General features: G+C 61.9%; 16 protein-coding genes. All 16 read left to right on the top strand.

The genetic code is table 11. The features are described 5' to 3' along the window. The first annotated feature begins 144 nt into the window (after positions 1 to 144). Positions 145 to 486, top strand: a complete 342-nt coding sequence (gene rpsP, locus GXM19_RS03285) for a 30S ribosomal protein S16 (RefSeq protein WP_022094749.1) — start codon at positions 145 to 147, stop codon at positions 484 to 486. 42 nt (positions 487 to 528) lie between these two features. After that, positions 529 to 774, top strand: a complete 246-nt coding sequence (locus tag GXM19_RS03280) for a KH domain-containing protein (RefSeq protein ID WP_171021534.1) — start codon at positions 529 to 531, stop codon at positions 772 to 774. A gap of 4 nt (positions 775 to 778) precedes the next feature. Then, complete coding sequence (gene rimM / locus GXM19_RS03275) at positions 779 to 1,300, top strand: ribosome maturation factor RimM (RefSeq protein ID WP_050766183.1); 522 nt, start codon at positions 779 to 781, stop codon at positions 1,298 to 1,300. A 10-nt stretch (positions 1,301 to 1,310) separates the two neighbouring features. Next, complete coding sequence (gene trmD, locus GXM19_RS03270) at positions 1,311 to 2,069, top strand: tRNA (guanosine(37)-N1)-methyltransferase TrmD (protein ID WP_006236088.1); 759 nt, start codon at positions 1,311 to 1,313, stop codon at positions 2,067 to 2,069. Between the two features lie 2 nt (positions 2,070 to 2,071). Further along, positions 2,072 to 2,635, top strand: a complete 564-nt coding sequence (gene lepB / locus GXM19_RS03265) for a signal peptidase I (RefSeq protein WP_006236090.1) — start codon at positions 2,072 to 2,074, stop codon at positions 2,633 to 2,635. 59 nt (positions 2,636 to 2,694) lie between these two features. After that, positions 2,695 to 3,606, top strand: coding sequence for a glycine--tRNA ligase subunit alpha (locus tag GXM19_RS03260; RefSeq protein WP_006236091.1), 912 nt, complete (start codon positions 2,695 to 2,697; stop codon positions 3,604 to 3,606). A 3-nt stretch (positions 3,607 to 3,609) separates the two neighbouring features. Beyond that, positions 3,610 to 5,706 (top strand): glycine--tRNA ligase subunit beta, encoded by a 2,097-nt coding sequence (glyS, locus tag GXM19_RS03255; RefSeq protein ID WP_006236092.1) that lies wholly within the window; start codon positions 3,610 to 3,612, stop codon positions 5,704 to 5,706. A 34-nt stretch (positions 5,707 to 5,740) separates the two neighbouring features. Next, a complete protein-coding gene (locus GXM19_RS03250; protein WP_115596195.1) occupies positions 5,741 to 6,616 on the top strand; it encodes a pyruvate, water dikinase regulatory protein in 876 nt (291 codons plus the stop codon). A 243-nt stretch (positions 6,617 to 6,859) separates the two neighbouring features. Further along, complete coding sequence (ppdK, locus tag GXM19_RS03245; protein WP_040359949.1) at positions 6,860 to 9,610, top strand: pyruvate, phosphate dikinase; 2,751 nt, start codon at positions 6,860 to 6,862, stop codon at positions 9,608 to 9,610. A 210-nt stretch (positions 9,611 to 9,820) separates the two neighbouring features. Beyond that, the gene (gene rplS, locus GXM19_RS03240) at positions 9,821 to 10,162 is read left to right on the top strand and encodes a 50S ribosomal protein L19 (RefSeq protein ID WP_006236098.1); all 342 of its coding nucleotides are present in this window, start codon (positions 9,821 to 9,823) and stop codon (positions 10,160 to 10,162) included. Positions 10,163 to 10,255: 93 nt separating this feature from the next. Further along, a complete protein-coding gene (locus GXM19_RS03235) occupies positions 10,256 to 11,044 on the top strand; it encodes a ribonuclease HII (protein WP_006236099.1) in 789 nt (262 codons plus the stop codon). Between the two features lie 189 nt (positions 11,045 to 11,233). Then, positions 11,234 to 11,719 carry a YraN family protein gene (locus tag GXM19_RS03230; RefSeq protein WP_006236100.1) on the top strand — a complete coding sequence of 162 codons (486 nt, stop codon included), beginning with the start codon at positions 11,234 to 11,236 and terminating at the stop codon, positions 11,717 to 11,719. Then, positions 11,719 to 13,242, top strand: a complete 1,524-nt coding sequence (locus tag GXM19_RS03225; protein ID WP_006236101.1) for a YifB family Mg chelatase-like AAA ATPase — start codon at positions 11,719 to 11,721, stop codon at positions 13,240 to 13,242. Before GXM19_RS03230 ends, GXM19_RS03225 begins: the two co-directional genes overlap by 1 nt. Beyond that, entirely contained in the window at positions 13,239 to 14,174 is a 936-nt protein-coding gene (locus GXM19_RS03220) for a DNA-processing protein DprA (RefSeq protein ID WP_305954494.1), read from the top strand. The genes GXM19_RS03225 and GXM19_RS03220 overlap by 4 nt, the downstream gene beginning before the upstream one ends. Before the next feature lie 14 nt (positions 14,175 to 14,188). Then, positions 14,189 to 15,526 carry a methylenetetrahydrofolate--tRNA-(uracil(54)-C(5))-methyltransferase (FADH(2)-oxidizing) TrmFO gene (trmFO, locus tag GXM19_RS03215; RefSeq protein ID WP_006236105.1) on the top strand — a complete coding sequence of 446 codons (1,338 nt, stop codon included), beginning with the start codon at positions 14,189 to 14,191 and terminating at the stop codon, positions 15,524 to 15,526. Next, on the top strand, positions 15,523 to 16,443 hold the full coding sequence (locus tag GXM19_RS03210; RefSeq protein WP_040359952.1) for a tyrosine recombinase XerC: 921 nt from the start codon (positions 15,523 to 15,525) through the stop codon (positions 16,441 to 16,443). The genes trmFO and GXM19_RS03210 overlap by 4 nt, the downstream gene beginning before the upstream one ends. Positions 16,444 to 16,534 lie beyond the last annotated feature (91 nt).

The raw sequence follows: 16,534 nt of genomic DNA, 5'->3' as shown, positions 1-16,534 counted from the left end.
ATTCTTGTCTAAGATATGGATTTGCCTTCGACTACACCGAAGAAGTTGGTCTCACGGACTTCACCTGCCCGCGTCGATGGCGTATTATGTTCAACTGTTTGTTTGTAGTTGCAGCCTAAAGCTGCTTGGTTGGAGGAGTTTCCTTTGGCAGTCAAGATTCGCCTTGCTCGTCACGGCGCTAAGAAGCGTCCGTACTACCGTGTCGTCGTCGCCGATTCCCGCGCCCCGCGTGACGGTCGTATCATCGAGGAGGTTGGCCGCTACAACCCGATGACCGCCCCCAAGACCATCAATCTCGATCTCGAGAAGATCGCTGACTGGCAGTCCAAGGGCGCTCAGCTCACCGACGCTGTCGCTGCTCTGGTCAAGGCCGCCAACGAGGGCGAGAAGACCGAGACCGTCGTCAAGAAGTCCAAGAAGCAGCTCGCCAAAGAGGCCGAGGCCGCTAAGGCTGCCGCTGAGGCCGCTGAGGGCGCCGAGGAGTAAATCGTGCCTGAGGTTGACGCTGCACAGCTCGAGGGTGAGGCAATGCTCTCAGATCGCATCGCCGATCTCGTCGAATATCTCGTTGTTCAGATCGTCGACGACCCGGATTCCGTGAGCCTTGAGGTCATCGATGGTGACGACGCCTCCACGATTGAGGTTTCGGTTGCCGAGGATGACGTCGCTAAGGTCATCGGCCGTCGTGGCCGTACCATCAAGGCCATTCGCACGCTCGCCCGTGCACTGGCCGCTCGCCTCGACACTGCAGTCGAGGTAGAGGTTCTGGGCTAGGACCTTGAGGTCCCAGTACAAAAACATCGCCCGTGTGGTCAAGCCGCACGGAAGGAAGGGGGAGGTCCTCGCGCAGCCGCTGCGGGGGCTTCCTTCTGTATTGACGCCGGGTATGCGCGTCGCCTTGACGCCGCCGGCGCTCAAGCGTGACCGTTTTTGCACGGTCACATCCGTCACCGATACGGGCGATGGCGATCTGGTCTCGTTTGAGGGCATTGATGACTTGACGGCCGCCGAGGGCATCACCGGATGCTACGTGCTGGCAAATCGTGACGACTTTGAGCTCGATTCGCTCGACGCCGCCTATACCGATCTGATGGGTCGCGAGGTGGTCGACGAGCGTTTCGGTTCGCTCGGCACGATTGTCGAGATCATGTCGACGCCCGCCAACGATGTTTGGGTTGTCGAGGGCGATCGGTACGGCGAGGTGCTGATTCCCGTGATCGAGCAGGTTGTGCTCGATCTTCCCGATCAGGGGACAATTTCCGTCCACGTTATGGACGGGTTGATTGATATGGACAAGTAGGGAGGACAACATGCTGATTGAGACCCTTTCGGTCTTTCCCGAGATGTTTGAGCCCGTCATGTCCACATCGATCTTGGGCCGCGCCCGCAAGGCCGGCCTTTTTGATTTTAAGGCCTATAACCTGCGCGACTGGACTCACGACCGCCATCGTACCGTCGATGACGAGCCGTACGGCGGCGGGCAGGGCATGCTCATGAAGGTCGAGCCCATCGCCGAGGCCATCGAGGCTATTAGCTCCGAGGGTCCCAAGCCCACCGTGGTGTTCTTTACGCCCTGCGGCGAACCCTTTACGCAGCATGTGGCCGAGCGCCTGCTCAAAAGCGAGCGCCTGCTGTTTGTTTGCAGCCGCTACGAGGGCGTCGACGAGCGCGCTTATGCGTATGCCGACGAGCGCCTGTCGATCGGCGACTACGTGCTTACGGGCGGCGAGCTTCCCGCTATGGTCGTTGCCGATGCCGTCGTACGTTTGATTCCCGGCGCCCTTGGTGACGAGATGAGCAATGTCGATGAGTCGTTCTCGACTGCCGAGGACGGTGGCCTGCTCGAGTACGCGCAGTACACCCGTCCCGCCGAGTTCAACGGCGAGGGCGTGCCGCCGGTGCTCGTGAGCGGTGACCATGCCAAGGTTGACGCCTGGCGCCGTAAGAATGCCATCGAGCGCACCTGCCGCTGGCGTCCCGACCTGATCGAGACGGCGCGGCTTACGCCCGAGGAGCGCGCATACGCGCAGGACATCCTGGACGCATCGTATTCGCAGAGCAAGGAGTGAGAATGGTTCCATCGCAGCATTCCGTGCTAAAGGGTGCGTTTGAGTGGATCGTGGTCGTCGCGATCGCACTGGTCGCCACCTTCCTGATTCGCTCGTTTGTGGCCGAACCCTTTGTGGTGCCCACTGGCTCCATGGAGTCCACGATCGAGATCGGCGACCAGATCCTGGCGCAAAAGGTGAGCCTTGAGCTCGGCCAGCCTGTCAGCCAAGGCGATATCGTGGTGTTCCACAACCCCGATGGCACCTCCGAGCACGATGTTCTCGTCAAGCGTGTTATTGCCACGGCCGGCCAGACGGTCGACCTTCAGGACGGCAAGGTGGTCGTTGACGGCCAGGCGCTCGACGAGGACTACACGACCGGCATGAGCTGGCCGCTTTCGGTCCAGGCTCCCGGCGCTCAGGTAAGCTATCCCTACACCGTTCCCGACGGGTGCGTGTGGGTGATGGGCGACAACCGCGAAAACTCTGCCGACTCACGTTACTTTGGTCCCGTCGATCGCTCTGATTTGATCGCCGTGGCGCTTGTGCGCTACTGGCCGCTCAACCGCATCGGCGCTATCGACTAAAAACCGCTATAGTACAGTACCTAACCGTGTAATCGTTTCGACGAGGGGATATTAGAGGCATGAACGCTTCATCGCTTTCCTTCCAAGACATCATCCTGCGCCTCCAGCAGTACTGGGGCGAGCAGGGCTGCGTCATTATGCAGCCCTATGACTCCGAGGTCGGTGCCGGTACCTTCCACACCGCGACCACGCTGCGCTCGCTCGGTCCCGCCGAGTGGCGCACCTGCTACGCTCAGCCTTGCCGCCGTCCCGCCGACGGCCGCTACGGCGAGAACCCCAACCGCATGCAGCACTACTATCAGTTCCAGGTGCTCATCAAGCCGTCGCCGGTCAACGCCCAGGAGCTCTACCTGGGTTCGCTGGCTGCCATTGGCCTGGACCCCAACGACCATGACGTCCGTTTTGTCGAGGACGACTGGGAGAGCCCGACCCTGGGCGCCTGGGGCCTTGGCTGGGAGGTCTGGCTCAACGGCATGGAGGTCACGCAGTTCACGTACTTCCAGCAGGTGGGCGGCATCGAGGTCGACCCCGTGCCCGTCGAGATCACCTACGGCCTGGAGCGCATCGCCATGTACGCCCAGGGCGTCAACTCCGTCTACGACCTGGTGTGGAGCTATCTGCCCGACGGCACGCCTATGACTTATGGCGACGTGTTCCTGGAGAACGAGCGTGAGTTTAGCGCCTACAACTTTGAGGTCGCCAACGTCGAGATGATGCGTCAGAAGTTTGACGACTACGAGGCCGAGTGTCATTCCTGCCTTGAGCGCAAGCTGCCGCTGCCCGCATACGACTGCGTCATGAAGTGCAGCCATGCCTTCAACCTGCTCGATGCCCGCGGCGCACTATCCGCGGTCGAGCGTGCCAACTACATCCTGCGCGTCCGCGCCGTCGCCAAGGCGTGCTGCGAGGCCTATATGGCCGAGGTCGCCGGAGTCAACGAGAATGCCGACCAGGAAGGCGAGGTGGCGTAAGCCATGGCAGACGCTAAGGATTTCCTGTTTGAGATCGGTACGGAGGAAATGCCCTCCGCACCGCTGAACAATGCCGTCAAGCAGCTTGGCACCATGATTGCCAAGGGTCTCGACGAGGCCGGTCTGGCCCATGGCGAGGTCCGCGTGATTTCGAGCCCGCGTCGTTTGGCTGCGCTCGTGGCCAACGTCGCCACTGCGACCGATGAGGTCCATGAGGTCAAGCGCGGCCCCGCGGCAAACATTGCCTTTGATGCCGACGGTAACGCCACCAAGGCCGCCCAGGGCTTTGCCCGCAAGTGCGGTGTGGCTGCCGAGGACCTGGTCCGTCGCGAGGACACCGACGGCCGCGAGTACGTGTTCGCCGAGAAGAACATTCCCTCCGCTCCGGCTACGCCGATCCTGACGTCTCTGTGCGAGAAGACTATCGCCGGCCTGCAGTGGCCCAACTACCGCAGCCAGCGCTGGGGCCACGAGCACGCTACGTTTGTTCGTCCGGTCCGTTGGATCTGCTGCCTTTTGGGCGAGGACGTCGTGCCCGTGTCGTTTGCCGATGTGACGAGTGGCAATACCACGCGCGGACATCGCGTTCTGGGCCCCGGTGACCATGTGGTCGCCAGCCCCGCCGTCTACGAGCAGGTGCTCGAGGACGCCGGCGTGCTCTCTGCCGAGCGTCGCCGTGAGGCTATCCTTGCCGGTATCGCCGAAGTCGAGGCCGCTCGCCCCGGCTGCCATGTCGACACGCCCAAGAAGGTCTTCGAGGAGGTCATCAACCTCTGCGAGTGGCCGACGGTGCTCGTCGGTACCTTTGACGAGGAGTTCCTCAAGGTCCCGCACGAGATCATCTGCGAGTCCATGCTCACCAACCAGCGCTACTTCCCGATTTATGACGGCGAGGGCAAGCTCACGCGTGAGTTCGTAGTCGTTTCCAACAGCAAGCCCGAGAATGCCGAGCGCGTGATCGACGGCAACGAGCGCGTCGTGCGCGCCCGTCTGGACGACGCCAAGTTCTTCTATGAGGAGGACCTGAAGATCTCCCTTGACGAGTTCCGCGAGCGTCTGGCCAAGGTCGCCTTCCAGGAGAAGCTCGGTAGCGTGCTCGCCAAGTCCGAGCGTATTGAGCAGCTCGCGCTCGCCATCGCCCGCGAGGCTCACCTGGGTGCCCATCTGGCCGCCGATGCGGCTCGCGCCGCTCACCTGTGTAAGGCCGACCTGGTGTCTAACGCCGTCGTCGAGTTCACGAGCCAGCAGGGCGTGATGGGCGGTTACTACGCCATCGCGATGGGGGAGAACGACGGGGTCGCCCATGCCATTCGCGATCATTATCGTCCCCGCTTTGCCGGTGACGAGCTGCCCGAGGGCACCGCTGGCTGCATCGTGGCCTGTGCTGACAAGCTCGATACCATTGCCGGTATTTTTGCCATCGGCGAGCCCCCGACCGGCTCTTCCGACCCGTACGCGCTGCGTCGCGCCGCCATCGGCATCATCAACATCCTGCGCGATCGTCTGCCGATTGACCCCACGTCGCTGATCGACTTCGCCCTTGAGCTCTACAGTGAGCAGGGCATTGAGTTCGACGCCGCCGAGGTCGCCCAGCAGGTTCGTGACTTCTTCCATGGCCGCCTGGTGAGCATGGCCCGCGACGAAAAGGTCCCGGCCGATACCGTTGCCGCCGTCTCCGCGGTGCACATCATCGCTCCGTCCGTCTTCTTCGCCCGCTGCGCCGCCCTCGACGAGGCCCGCAAGAACGACGCTGAGACGTTCGACAACCTTGCGACCGCCTATGCTCGCGCCGCGCATATCTCCAAGCCCGAGCTGGGCGTGGAGTACGACCGCAGCCTGATGGGCGAGGTCGAGCTCGAGCTTGCCGATGCCTCCGAGGCTGCTCAGACCGCTGTAGATGCCGCCCTCGCTGCCGAGGATTACCCGGCCGCATTTGCTGCCCTCGCCGCCCTGCGCGCGCCCATCGACCGTTTCTTCGACGAGGTTATGGTCATGGACAAGGACGAGCAGCTCCGCGATAATCGCCTTAAGCTGCTCAACCGCTTCGAGGCCGTTTTCTCCGGCATCGCCAACATCGGTGAGCTTGCCCGCAAAAAGTAAGCCAGCCTGCGCATAAGCGCAAAAGGAGCCCCGCATGGATTGCCCGGTCACCGCTCGTCCCACCGTTATCGTTATCTCCGACTCGCTCGGTGATACCGCTTGTGAGGTGGTGCTTGCGGCGTCCGGGCAATTTGATGAAGGGGCTTTTCGTGTTTTGCGCCTGCCTAAGGTGACTTCTGTGGAGCAGGTCAAGTCATTTGTGGGGCCGCGCGTCGATGCCGACCATCGCGATATCGCCGTGTTCCATACCATCGTCGACCCGGCGCTACGTGCCCGCGTGCTCGATTACTTGGGTATGTTGCATATCCGTTCGGTCGACTTGATCGGCCCCACGCTCGCCGTGCTGTCGTCGCTCATCGGTGTACCGCCCAAGGGCGTTGCGGGCGTGATTCACAGGACCGATGACCGCTATTTCCATCGTATCGAGGCCATGGAGTATTTCGTTGAGCACGATGACGGGCGCGGTTGCGACGATCTGTCGGGTGCCGATATCGTGCTGCTGGGCGTATCGCGCACGTCCAAGACGCCGCTGTCGATGTATCTGGCCTATCAAGGTTACAAGGTTGCCAATGTTCCTTTGGCCCATGGCATGGAGCCGCCCAAGTCGATTTACGAGGTCGACCCGATGCGCCTGTTCGGCCTGATTTCGACCGTCGATGTGATTTCCGAAATTCGTGATAGCCGCTTGGGCGATGACTACGCTCGTGCCGTTGCCGGCTCCTATGCCGAGCCCGAGAGCGTGCGCAGCGAGCTTGAGGAAGCCCGTGCCCTCATGAAGCGCCTGGGCTGCTTTGTGGTGCGTACCGACGGCAAGGCCATCGAGGAAAGCGCTGCCGAGATCATTAGCCACTTGGAGGAAATCCAAGAAGCCCGTGCCCGCCGAGCCGCCCGTCGAACTCAACAAAAGTAGCTACTTATGGTAAAGCGATTTAGCAAAAACATTGCATCTGACCTGTTTTTTTCTTGTAGTGGTATCTTCATAAGGTAACCACCTTTACCTACCGTTTACCGCCATATTTACCACGTTTACCAACCCCCGCGTCCTCTGCGCAAGCCCGCTCAATGCCCGCCGTATAGTACCCTCACGGCTCGCATCCGGCGGGTCGATTCGTTACCACGGTCGTGCGCGTAAGTGCATGGAAGGGGAAGTATCGTGAGCGATTGCAAGAGGGTTTACCGTTTTGGAACCGACGCCCAGGGCACCCGTGTCACTGAGGGCGACAAGTCCATGAACTTCGTGCTTGGCGGCAAGGGCGCAAACCTTGCCGAGATGAGCCGTATCGGCCTGCCGGTTCCCGGTGGCTTTACCATTACCTGCCAGACCTGTGTCGAGTACTCCGGTGCCGGCAACGTGTGGCCCGAGGGCGCACTCGATGAGATCGTTGCTGCCGAGGCAGACCTCGAGGCCCGTTGCGGCAAAAAGCTCGGCGACGCCTCCGATCCGCTGCTCGTGTCGGTTCGCTCGGGCGCTCCGTTCTCCATGCCCGGTATGATGGACACGGTCCTCAACTTGGGTCTCAACGACGACTCCGTTCAGGGTCTCATTGCCCAGACGCAAAACCCGCGTTTTGCCTGGGATAGCTACCGCCGCTTTATCCAGATGTTCTCAAACGTCGTCATGGGTGTCGATGCCGACCTGTTCGAGAACGCCCTGACCCAGGCCCGCCTGGTCGCCGGCGTTCGCGTCGACTCCGAGCTTTCGGCCGAGGACCTGCAGGAACTCGTCGAGACCTTTAAGGGCATCTTCTCCGAGAACGTCGATGCCGCCCTGTATCCCGAGCTCGAGGTCGCTGACGGCAAGCCCGTCTTCCCGCACGACCCGGAGCTTCAGCTACGCCTTGCCATCCAGGCCGTCTTTGGCAGCTGGATGAACGAGCGTGCCTGCATCTACCGCAAGCAGCATGGCATTTCCGACGACCTCGGCACCGCCGTCAACGTGCAGGCCATGGCCTTTGGCAACAAGGGCGAGACCTCTGCGACCGGCGTCGCCTTTACGCGCAACCCGGCCGACGGCACCAAGGAGTTCTACGGCGATTTTCTGGTTAACGCCCAGGGCGAGGACGTCGTCGCCGGCATCCGCAACACCGAGCCCATTGCCGACCTCAAGACCACCCCGGGCCTCGAGTCCGCAGGTGAGGAGCTCGAGCGCGTGTTCCTGACGCTCGAGGATCATTATCGCGATATGTGCGATATCGAGTTCACCATCGAGCAGGGCAAGCTCTGGATGCTCCAGACCCGCGTGGGCAAGCGCACCGCCACCGCCGCCCTGCGCATCGCTATCGAAATGGTCGAGGAGGGCCTGATCACCCGCGAGGAGGCCGTGAGCCGCATCGATCCCGCGCAGCTCGACCAACTCCTGCACCCGCAGTTTGACGCCTCCAAGAAGTACGAGGCGCTGGCCAGCGGTCTGAACGCCAGCCCCGGTGCCGCCGTGGGCGAGGTCGTGTTCTCGAGCGATGACGCCGTCGCGCGCGCCAACGAGGGCCACAAGGTCATTCTGGTTCGTTGGGAGACCAACCCCGACGACCTGAAGGGCATGGTCGCCGCCGAGGGCATCCTGACCAGCCACGGTGGCAAGACGAGCCATGCCGCCGTTATCGCCCGCGGCATGGGTACGCCCTGCGTCTGCGGCGTTGAGCGCTTCCATATTGACGCCGCCGAGAAGGTCGTGCGCATCGAGGGCAGCGAACGCGTACTGCACGAGGGCGATGTCATCTCCATCGACGGCACCCAGGGCATCGTCGTCGACGGCGCCGTCGACCTGGCCTCCGCCGAGCTTACCGGCGACCTGGACACCATCCTGTCCTGGGCCGACGAGATTCGCCTGGACGAGACCTGTGGCCATGCCAACCATGTGCGCGTCAACGCCGACAATCCCGAGGATGCCGAGCTCGCCCTCGAGTTTGGCGCCGAGGCTATTGGCCTGTGCCGCACCGAGCACATGTTCCTGGGCGATCGCAAGAACATCATCCAGAGCTTTATCCTGTCTGACGATGAGACCGTGAAGCAGCAGGCCCTGGCCGACCTGCTCAAGGTTCAGACCGAGGACTTCCTGGCGATGTTCAAGACCATGTCCGGTCGCGATGTGGTCGTCCGCCTGCTCGATCCGCCGCTTCATGAGTTCCTGGATGATCCTCGCGAGCTCGAGGTCGCCATCACCAAGAAGGAAGCCGCTGGCGCCAACGAGGAAGAGCTTGCCGCCCTGCGCACCCGTCTGCGTCGTATTGACGGTATGGTCGAGTCCAACCCGATGCTCGGCCTGCGCGGTGTGCGCCTGTCCGTCGTCTTTAGCGATCTGCCGCTCATGCAGGTTCGCGCCGTCGCTACGGCTGCTGCCCGTCTTATCAAGGAAGGCGTCGATCCGCGCCCTGAGATCATGGTTCCGCTCGTTTCCATCACGGCCGAGCATGTCCAGATCCGCGAGGTTATCGAGCGCGTAATCGCCGAGGTTTCCGACGAAGAGGGCGTCGAGCTCAATATTCCCGTGGGCACGATGCTCGAGCTGCCGCGCGCCTGCATGGTCGCTGACGAGATCGCCCATTATGCAGACTTCTTCTGTTTTGGCACCAACGACCTCACCCAGACGACCTTCGGTTTCTCGCGTGACGACGCCGAGGCTAAGTTCATCCCGCTGTACATGCATAAGAAGATCCTGAAGGACAATCCCTTCGAGACCATCGATACCGCGGTGCTCGAGCTGGTGCGCATGGCCGTCGAGAAGGGCCGCGCCACCAACCCCGACATGCACTTTGGCGTGTGCGGCGAGCACGGCGGCGACCCCAAATCCATTAAGGGCCTGTTCAACGTGGCCGACGTGGACTACGTGTCCTGCTCGCCCTACCGCGTGCCCCTCGCACGCCTGGCTGCCGCCCAGGCCAAGCTCGAGGCGAAGCGCTCCGCGTAACGTTTTGGGTTCAGACGCCTAACGTAGCCCCCCTTCATGCCGTCCGTCTCATTCGTGAGGCGGACGGTTATCATGTGCGGGTTTTGTCTTTTTGTCTGCGTAAAAAATTGTTCTTGCAGCAGAAACCCGCGCGTGTATACTCGAATACGTTTGTTCAACTACGTGCCGGCCAAGGTGGTACGGCACCTCTAGAAGAGTAAGGAATTGCACATGGATTACATCCGCGCAATCGAGCGTCAGCAGATCCGCGAGGACATTCCTCAGGTTCGCGTCGCCGACAACGTCAAGGTTCACTACCGCATTAAGGAAGGCGACCGCGAGCGCATCCAGGTCTTCCAGGGCGACGTCATCCGCATGGCCGGCGCCGGTGCCCGCGAGACCTTCACCGTCCGCAAGATGTCCTTCGGTGTCGGTGTTGAGCGTACCTTCCCGCTTCACAGCCCCAAGATCGCCAAGCTCGAGGTCGTTCGTCATGGTCGCGTCCGTCGCGCCAAGCTGTACTACCTCCGCGACAAGGTGGGCAAGGCTGCTCGCATCCCCGAGAAGCGCTAAGAAGATCGCAGCGTCTGTCCACTCGTTTGGACACAAGGGCCACCTTCGGGTGGCCCTTCTTTTTATCTGATTTGCATGCAAGGAGGGCCTGGTATGGCCAATATGACGAGCTCGGTTTCGGCATCGCAAGTTGCCGGCGAGCTGGCGAGCGCTACGTTTGAGGAGATTCCCGCCCTCGTGGAGCATTATCGCGAGGACCCGCGCCAGCAGGTGATCAAGGCTTGTGAACGCGCCCTCAAACGCCATGCCAAGGAACTTGCCGAGCGCGAGCGCGTCAATGGCATGTACGAGCTTATGCATGAGCTTGGCGGCGATGGGGTGGTCGTTGGTGTCGACGAGGTGGGTCGCGGATCGGTGGCCGGTCCTTTGACGGTATGCGCCGTCTGCCTTCCTATGGAGCCGCGCGTCTGGGGCATCAACGATTCCAAAAAGCTCACGCCTGCGCGCCGCGAGTTGCTCTCAGTGAAGATTGCCGAGGTGGCGACGGCGATCGGTTTTTGCCATATTGCGCCTAAGGATATCGATGAGATGGGCATGGCCCGTGCTATCCGTACCGCCGTTGCGGGCGCCGTGGCCGATACGGGACTTGAACCCGACTGCGTCCTCATGGATGGCAACCCCTTGGGCGCCGTTCCTAACGAACGCGATGTGGTGAAGGGCGATGCCAAGATCGCCTGCATCGCCGCGGCGTCCATCATGGCCAAGGTCACGCGTGACGAGATGATGGTCGAGTACGACGCCGAGTACCCCGAGTACCATCTGGCCGAGTCGAAGGGCTATGCAAGCCCCGAGCATATCGAGGCCATTCGCAAACATGGACTTTGTCCGCTGCACCGCGTGAGCTTTTGCGGAAACTTTCTGCAGACTGAGCGCCTTTTCTAGGTCAATTGTGGAGACAGGGACCTCTGGGGTTTTATAAACCTGCTGGTAGCGGGCCGTATGCAACACCATTGTTGCGTACGGCCCGTTTTTTGACGGCATTTGGTCAGCTTTTGGTTTGCTTCCGGTACTTACCCGCATGAAAGGTGCCCTCATCATCGGGGCAATGCAGTGTGCGGGAAAGGAGGCCCCATGAGTGCCGCAAGCAAAAAGAGCAAGACGCAGCAGCTCAAGGAGCGTTGGGAAAACGGCGAGCTCGACTGCGGGGCGATGACGCCCGAGTTTATCAAGGGACTCAGTCCCCGCGAGCTGGGCATGCTGGGCGAGCTGATCACCATCGACTACTTTAACGAGCGCGGCTACACCTTGCTGGAGCAGGGTTATCGTTGCACCGAGGGCGAGGCCGATCTGGTGCTGCTCGATGAGCTCGACGATGTCGTGGTGATGGCCGAGGTCAAGACCAGACGTGTCGCACTGGATTGCAACACGCGGGTCTTTCCCGAGGAGGCCGTGGACGCCCAAAAGCAACGCCGCTACCGCCGCATCGCAAGTTGCTATCTCATGGAGCATTATCCTCTCAAGGCGATTCGCTTCGATGCCGTGGGTGTCACCATTCGCGGCGGGCATATCGCCGAGATCGAGCACCAGTACAACGCGTTCGATTGGCAGGTGTCGTGATGGCGTTCGAGACGTTTGCCGTTCACGCGGCCTGCATCCGCGGCGTCGAGGCGATTCCCGTCACGGTCGAGGTCTCGCTTGCTGGTGGCGTTCCGGGCATCCAGATGCTCGGCATTCCGAGTATGGAGGTGATGGAGTCACGCGGTCGTATTCGCTGCGCGATGCGCTCCGCCGGGTTCGAGATCCCACGCTCGGGCATTACCGTTAACCTGGCACCCGGCGATATCCGCAAGACCGGTAGCGGCTTTGACCTGCCCATTGCCATCGCGGTTCTAGCGGCCGATGGGCAGATTCCCCGTGACAACCTCGATCGCTGCCTTATCGCAGGTGAGCTTGGTCTGGACGGTACGGTGCTTCCCGTCAAGGGCGAGGTTGCGTTTCAGCTGCTGGCTCGCGACATGGGGCTGTCTTTTATCGCCGGCAGGTCCGACCAGCATGTGCCGCTTGCTGGCGTTGACTGCGGATTTATCGATCATCTGTCTCAGCTTGCTCATGGTATGGGCGATGCCGCGCGGCACTACCTGGATTCTGAGGGCGTCGAGGCGACCTTTGAGCCTGAGCTCGACTATGCCGACGTACTGGGGCAGGAAGTCGCCAAGCGCGGCATGGCGCTTGCGGCGGCAGGAGAACTCGGCTTGCTCATGATCGGGTCCCCGGGATCGGGCAAGACGATGCTCGCGCGTCGTATGACCGGCATCCTGCCCGAGCTTTCCGTTGAGGATCAACAGGAGGCGCTGTGCATCCATTCGGTTTTGGGTGAGAACATTGATGGCTTGTTGGCGGGGCACCGGCCCTTCCGCAGTCCCCATCACAGTATTTCAACGGCGGGCCTCATTGGCGGAGGACGCCCGGTGCACCCAGGTGAGATCAGCCTTGCTCATGGCGGCGTGCTCTTTTTGGACGAGCTTGCCGAGTTTCCCACGGGCGTACTGCAGACGCTGCGTCAGCCTATCGAGCGCGGCTACGTGAGGATCGTACGCGTCGATGGGGCTTTTACCTTCCCGTCGCGCTTTCAGCTGCTGGCTGCGAGCAATCCCTGCCCCTGCGGCTTTTTGGGCGATCGCGAGGTACCGTGTCGCTGCTCGGCGGCGATGGTCGAGCGCTATCGGTCTAAACTGCGCGGTCCTTTGGCCGACCGTATCGACATGATGATCGATGTGACCCGTCCCGACCCTCAAGTGATTATCGAGGGCGCAGAGGGTATGTCGTCGGCCGAGTTACGTGACTACGTTGTGCGCGGTCGCGCTTTTCGCGCTTGGCGCGAATCCCGTATGGACGATGCAGATGCCGAGGCCGAGGATGACGAGACGCGGTCCATTGACGGCGTCGTTTCGACCTTTGAGCTTGATGATGCTGCCGAGAAATGCGTACTCGGCCTATCCAAACGCACGCATCTCACAGGGCGTGGCATCGTGCGCCTGGTTCGCATTGCGCGTACGATCGCAGATGTCGCCGAGAGCGAGCAAGTGACGCAGGACCACGTGCTCGAGGCGGCGATGTACCAGGGAAGGAGGGACCAATGATGGCCGAGGGGACCTTCGAGCTGCATCCAGGTGATGCGTTGTATCCCGAGACCGTTTTGGAGCTTTCTGATGTACCCCAGACGCTTTATGTGCGCGGCAACCCCGAGGTGCTTTCGACGCCCGCGCTCTCCATCATCGGCGCGCGAAAGGCCTCGCCGTATGGTCTTGCCGTGGCAGAGCTTGCGGCAAAGGTTGCGGTCGAGGCGGGAGTGACGGTAGTTTCGGGCGGCGCGGTCGGTTGTGACCAAGCCTCGGGTTGGGCTGCGGTCAACGCCGGCGGCAAACACGTCGTGGTGCTGGGGACGGGCACCGACGTGGTCTACCCGCGTTCGAGCGCGGGGCTTATTACACGCACGCTCGATACGGGTGGCGCGGTCGTGTCGATCTCTCCGTGGGGCATGGGGCCGCGCAAGTTTGCCTTTCCGCGCCGCAATCGCGTGATCGCGGCCCTGTCGCAAGCCCTCTTTGTATCCGAGGCGGGTATGCCTTCCGGGACGTTTTCTACAGCCGAGGCTGCTATGGATTTGGGGCGCGAACTTCTTGCCGTGCCGGGGTCGATCCTATCGCCCGAGTCGCGTGGCACGAATTACCTCATTGCGAACGGTGCCTGCTGCATTGTCGACGAGGAGTCCATCGAGATGGCTATCTCTCGCATATACGGCACCCTGCGCTACTCGCGCCCCGATGCTCCCGGCATTGCCGACCTGGATCCAACGCAGCAGACCGTGATACATGCGCTCATCGCCTCTCCGCTCAAGGTCGACGACATCGCTGCGCTCGTCTCGCTCGATGCTGTCGGCGTACTCAAACTCTTGGGTTCGCTTGAACTCGAGGGTCTTATCGAGCGCATGATGGATGGAAGGTATGCGCCCTCCAAGTTTGCCCTTCACGCCCAGACACCCTTCGGTCACAATGGAAAACGTGTCAATTAGAAAGGTGTTTGCAGATGCAGTTCGATCAGGTGACAGTTATCGGTGGCGGTCTGGCGGGTTCGGAGTGCGCGATCCAGCTGGCAGATCGCGGTTTTGCCGTAAAGCTGTGCGAGATGCGCCCCCAGGTGAGCTCCCCGGCTCACCATACCGATCACCTGGCAGAGCTCGTCTGCTCGAATTCGTTTAAGTCGACCCGTCCGGATTCCGCGGCTGGTTTGCTGAAGGCCGAGCTTGAGCGCATGGGTTCAGTCCTGCTCGATTGCGCCCATCGCGCGGCTGTTCCCGCCGGTGGCGCCTTGGCGGTCGACCGCGTCAAGTTTTCCGAGCTTGTCGAGGCCGAGGTTGCCGCTCGTCCCAATATCGAGGTCGTGCACGGTGAGGTCACACAGATTCCCGAGGGTCACGTGGTCATTGCCGCGGGCCCGCTGTGTTCACCGGCGCTGAGCGAAGAGGTTATGAAGCTCGTCGGTGGCGATGCCCTGGCATTCTTTGATGCGGCGGCGCCGATCGTCGATGCCTCCACGCTCGATATGGACGTGCTGTTCTCGCAGTCGCGCTACGAGGAGCAGGGGAGCGGCGACTATCTCAACGCTCCGCTCAACAAGGAGGAGTACGAGGCCTTTATCGAGGCGCTTACCACGGCCGACCGCGTGGTGCTCAAAGACTTTGAGGGCGGCGATCTGTTCCAGGCCTGCCAGCCTGCCGAGGAAGTTGCGCGCACCGGCAAGGACGCCATTCGCTTTGGCGCCATGAAGCCCGTCGGCCTCACCGACCCGCGTACCGGACGTCGCCCCTGGGCGGCGATTCAGCTGCGTGCCGAGAACAAGGAGAAGACCGCCTATAACCTGGTGGGCTTCCAGACCAACTTGACCTTTGGCGAGCAGAAGCGCGTCTTCCATATGGTGCCGGGCCTGGAGAACGCTGAGTTCTTCCGCTACGGTGTCATGCACCGCAATACCTTTGTCGACGCCCCTCACGTGCTCGATAGCACCTTTGCCGTGCCCGGTACCGGCGTGCGCCTGGCCGGTCAGATCACCGGCACCGAGGGGTACATGGAAGCCGTGGCGACAGGTCTGCTCGCGGCGCTCAACACCTATGCCGAGGCTATCGGTGCCGCGGGCGTCGAGTTGCCGCGTGTGGGCGCCCTGGGTGCGCTCGTGGGCTATGCGACCGATCCTGCCACCGTGGGCTATCAGCCTATGCATGTCAACTTTGGCCTGGTGCCGCCACTCGAGGATGGTAAGCGCCGCAGCAAACGCGACCGCTATCAGGCTTATGCGGATCGCGCCCTCGAGGCCCTTGATGCCTACTTGGCCACGCGCTCCGACTTGTTTGGAGGCGACCGGTCATAGCCTTTGACCTGTACGACACCGTCGACTCGTTTATCGCCTATATCGCACGTGTTGAGGGACTTTCTCCCAACACGGTGACGGCCTATGGCTCGAGGCTAGAGCGCTTTGCTGTCTGGTGCGAGCGCGAGAATATTGATGCTTTCGCTGCCGACGTGCGCACCATTCGTCGCTATCTTGCCGAGCTTTCGCGTGAGCAGGTGGCTCCCCGAACGCTTGCGGCGCACCTGTCGGCTATTCGATCTCTCTATCGCTGGATGGCTGCCGAGGGGATTGTCGAGGGCGATGCGGTCTCGGCGATCGCATCGCCCAAGCTGCCACGTGACCTGCCGGGCGTCCTTACGACCCAGCAGGTTGAGGCGCTGCTCAAGACGCCTGATACCTCGACGCCCGCGGGACTGCGCGATGCGGCGATGCTTGAGTTGCTCTATGCCTCCGGCGCGCGAATCTCGGAGCTCGCGGCGCTCAACGTGGAGTCTATTGGTTGGTCCGAGCGAACGCTGCGACTTTGGGGCAAGGGGAGCAAGGAGCGTATCGTCCCTCTGTATCGTCGCGCACTCGAGGCGACGCGTCTCTATATTGAGGAGGGGAGGCCGGAGTTGCTCGCTCAGGCAAAGCGCCGTGACCCCGCTACCGGGCCGCATCCGCTGCTTATATCGGCGCGCGGCAATCGCATGAGTGCCGCCATGCTCAGGCGGCGGTTCCATACGCTGGCGACGCTCGCCGGCATTCCGGCCGACATTGCCCCGCATGCGATGCGCCATACCTTTGCGACCGATTTGCTCGAGGGCGGTGCGGACCTGCGCTCGGTTCAAGAGCTGCTAGGTCATGCGAGCCTGTCCACGACGCAGATCTACACGCATCTCACACCCGATCGGCTTAAGCGGGCTGTGGCTCAAGCCCATCCCCGCGGCGAATAGTGGCTGGGACGTCCCGCGCCGCACTCAGGTGTGTGGTTTTGATTGCGGGTTGGCAGGAAGAGGCATTCCTGCTATCATTCATCGGGTTGCT

It is taken from the genome of Collinsella aerofaciens ATCC 25986 (assembly GCF_010509075.1).
GTDB classification, from domain to species: domain Bacteria; phylum Actinomycetota; class Coriobacteriia; order Coriobacteriales; family Coriobacteriaceae; genus Collinsella; species Collinsella aerofaciens.
The sequence above is the reverse complement of the archived record's forward strand: the minus strand, read 5'-3'. Positions and strand labels throughout refer to the sequence as shown.

What these genes read in the sequence shown, in the direction of transcription:
- GXM19_RS03280 (WP_171021534.1), top strand. Translation starts at nt 529, where the DNA reads ATGCTCTCAGATCGCATCGCCGATCTCGTCGAATATCTCGTTGTTCAG.
- trmD (WP_006236088.1), top strand. Translation starts at nt 1,311, where the DNA reads ATGCTGATTGAGACCCTTTCGGTCTTTCCCGAGATGTTTGAGCCCGTC.
- lepB (WP_006236090.1), top strand. Translation starts at nt 2,072, where the DNA reads ATGGTTCCATCGCAGCATTCCGTGCTAAAGGGTGCGTTTGAGTGGATC.
- GXM19_RS03260 (WP_006236091.1), top strand. Translation starts at nt 2,695, where the DNA reads ATGAACGCTTCATCGCTTTCCTTCCAAGACATCATCCTGCGCCTCCAG.
- glyS (WP_006236092.1), top strand. Translation starts at nt 3,610, where the DNA reads ATGGCAGACGCTAAGGATTTCCTGTTTGAGATCGGTACGGAGGAAATG.
- GXM19_RS03250 (WP_115596195.1), top strand. Translation starts at nt 5,741, where the DNA reads ATGGATTGCCCGGTCACCGCTCGTCCCACCGTTATCGTTATCTCCGAC.
- rplS (WP_006236098.1), top strand. Translation starts at nt 9,821, where the DNA reads ATGGATTACATCCGCGCAATCGAGCGTCAGCAGATCCGCGAGGACATT.
- GXM19_RS03235 (WP_006236099.1), top strand. Translation starts at nt 10,256, where the DNA reads ATGGCCAATATGACGAGCTCGGTTTCGGCATCGCAAGTTGCCGGCGAG.
- GXM19_RS03230 (WP_006236100.1), top strand. Translation starts at nt 11,234, where the DNA reads ATGAGTGCCGCAAGCAAAAAGAGCAAGACGCAGCAGCTCAAGGAGCGT.
- GXM19_RS03225 (WP_006236101.1), top strand. Translation starts at nt 11,719, where the DNA reads ATGGCGTTCGAGACGTTTGCCGTTCACGCGGCCTGCATCCGCGGCGTC.
- GXM19_RS03220 (WP_305954494.1), top strand. Translation starts at nt 13,239, where the DNA reads ATGATGGCCGAGGGGACCTTCGAGCTGCATCCAGGTGATGCGTTGTAT.
- trmFO (WP_006236105.1), top strand. Translation starts at nt 14,189, where the DNA reads ATGCAGTTCGATCAGGTGACAGTTATCGGTGGCGGTCTGGCGGGTTCG.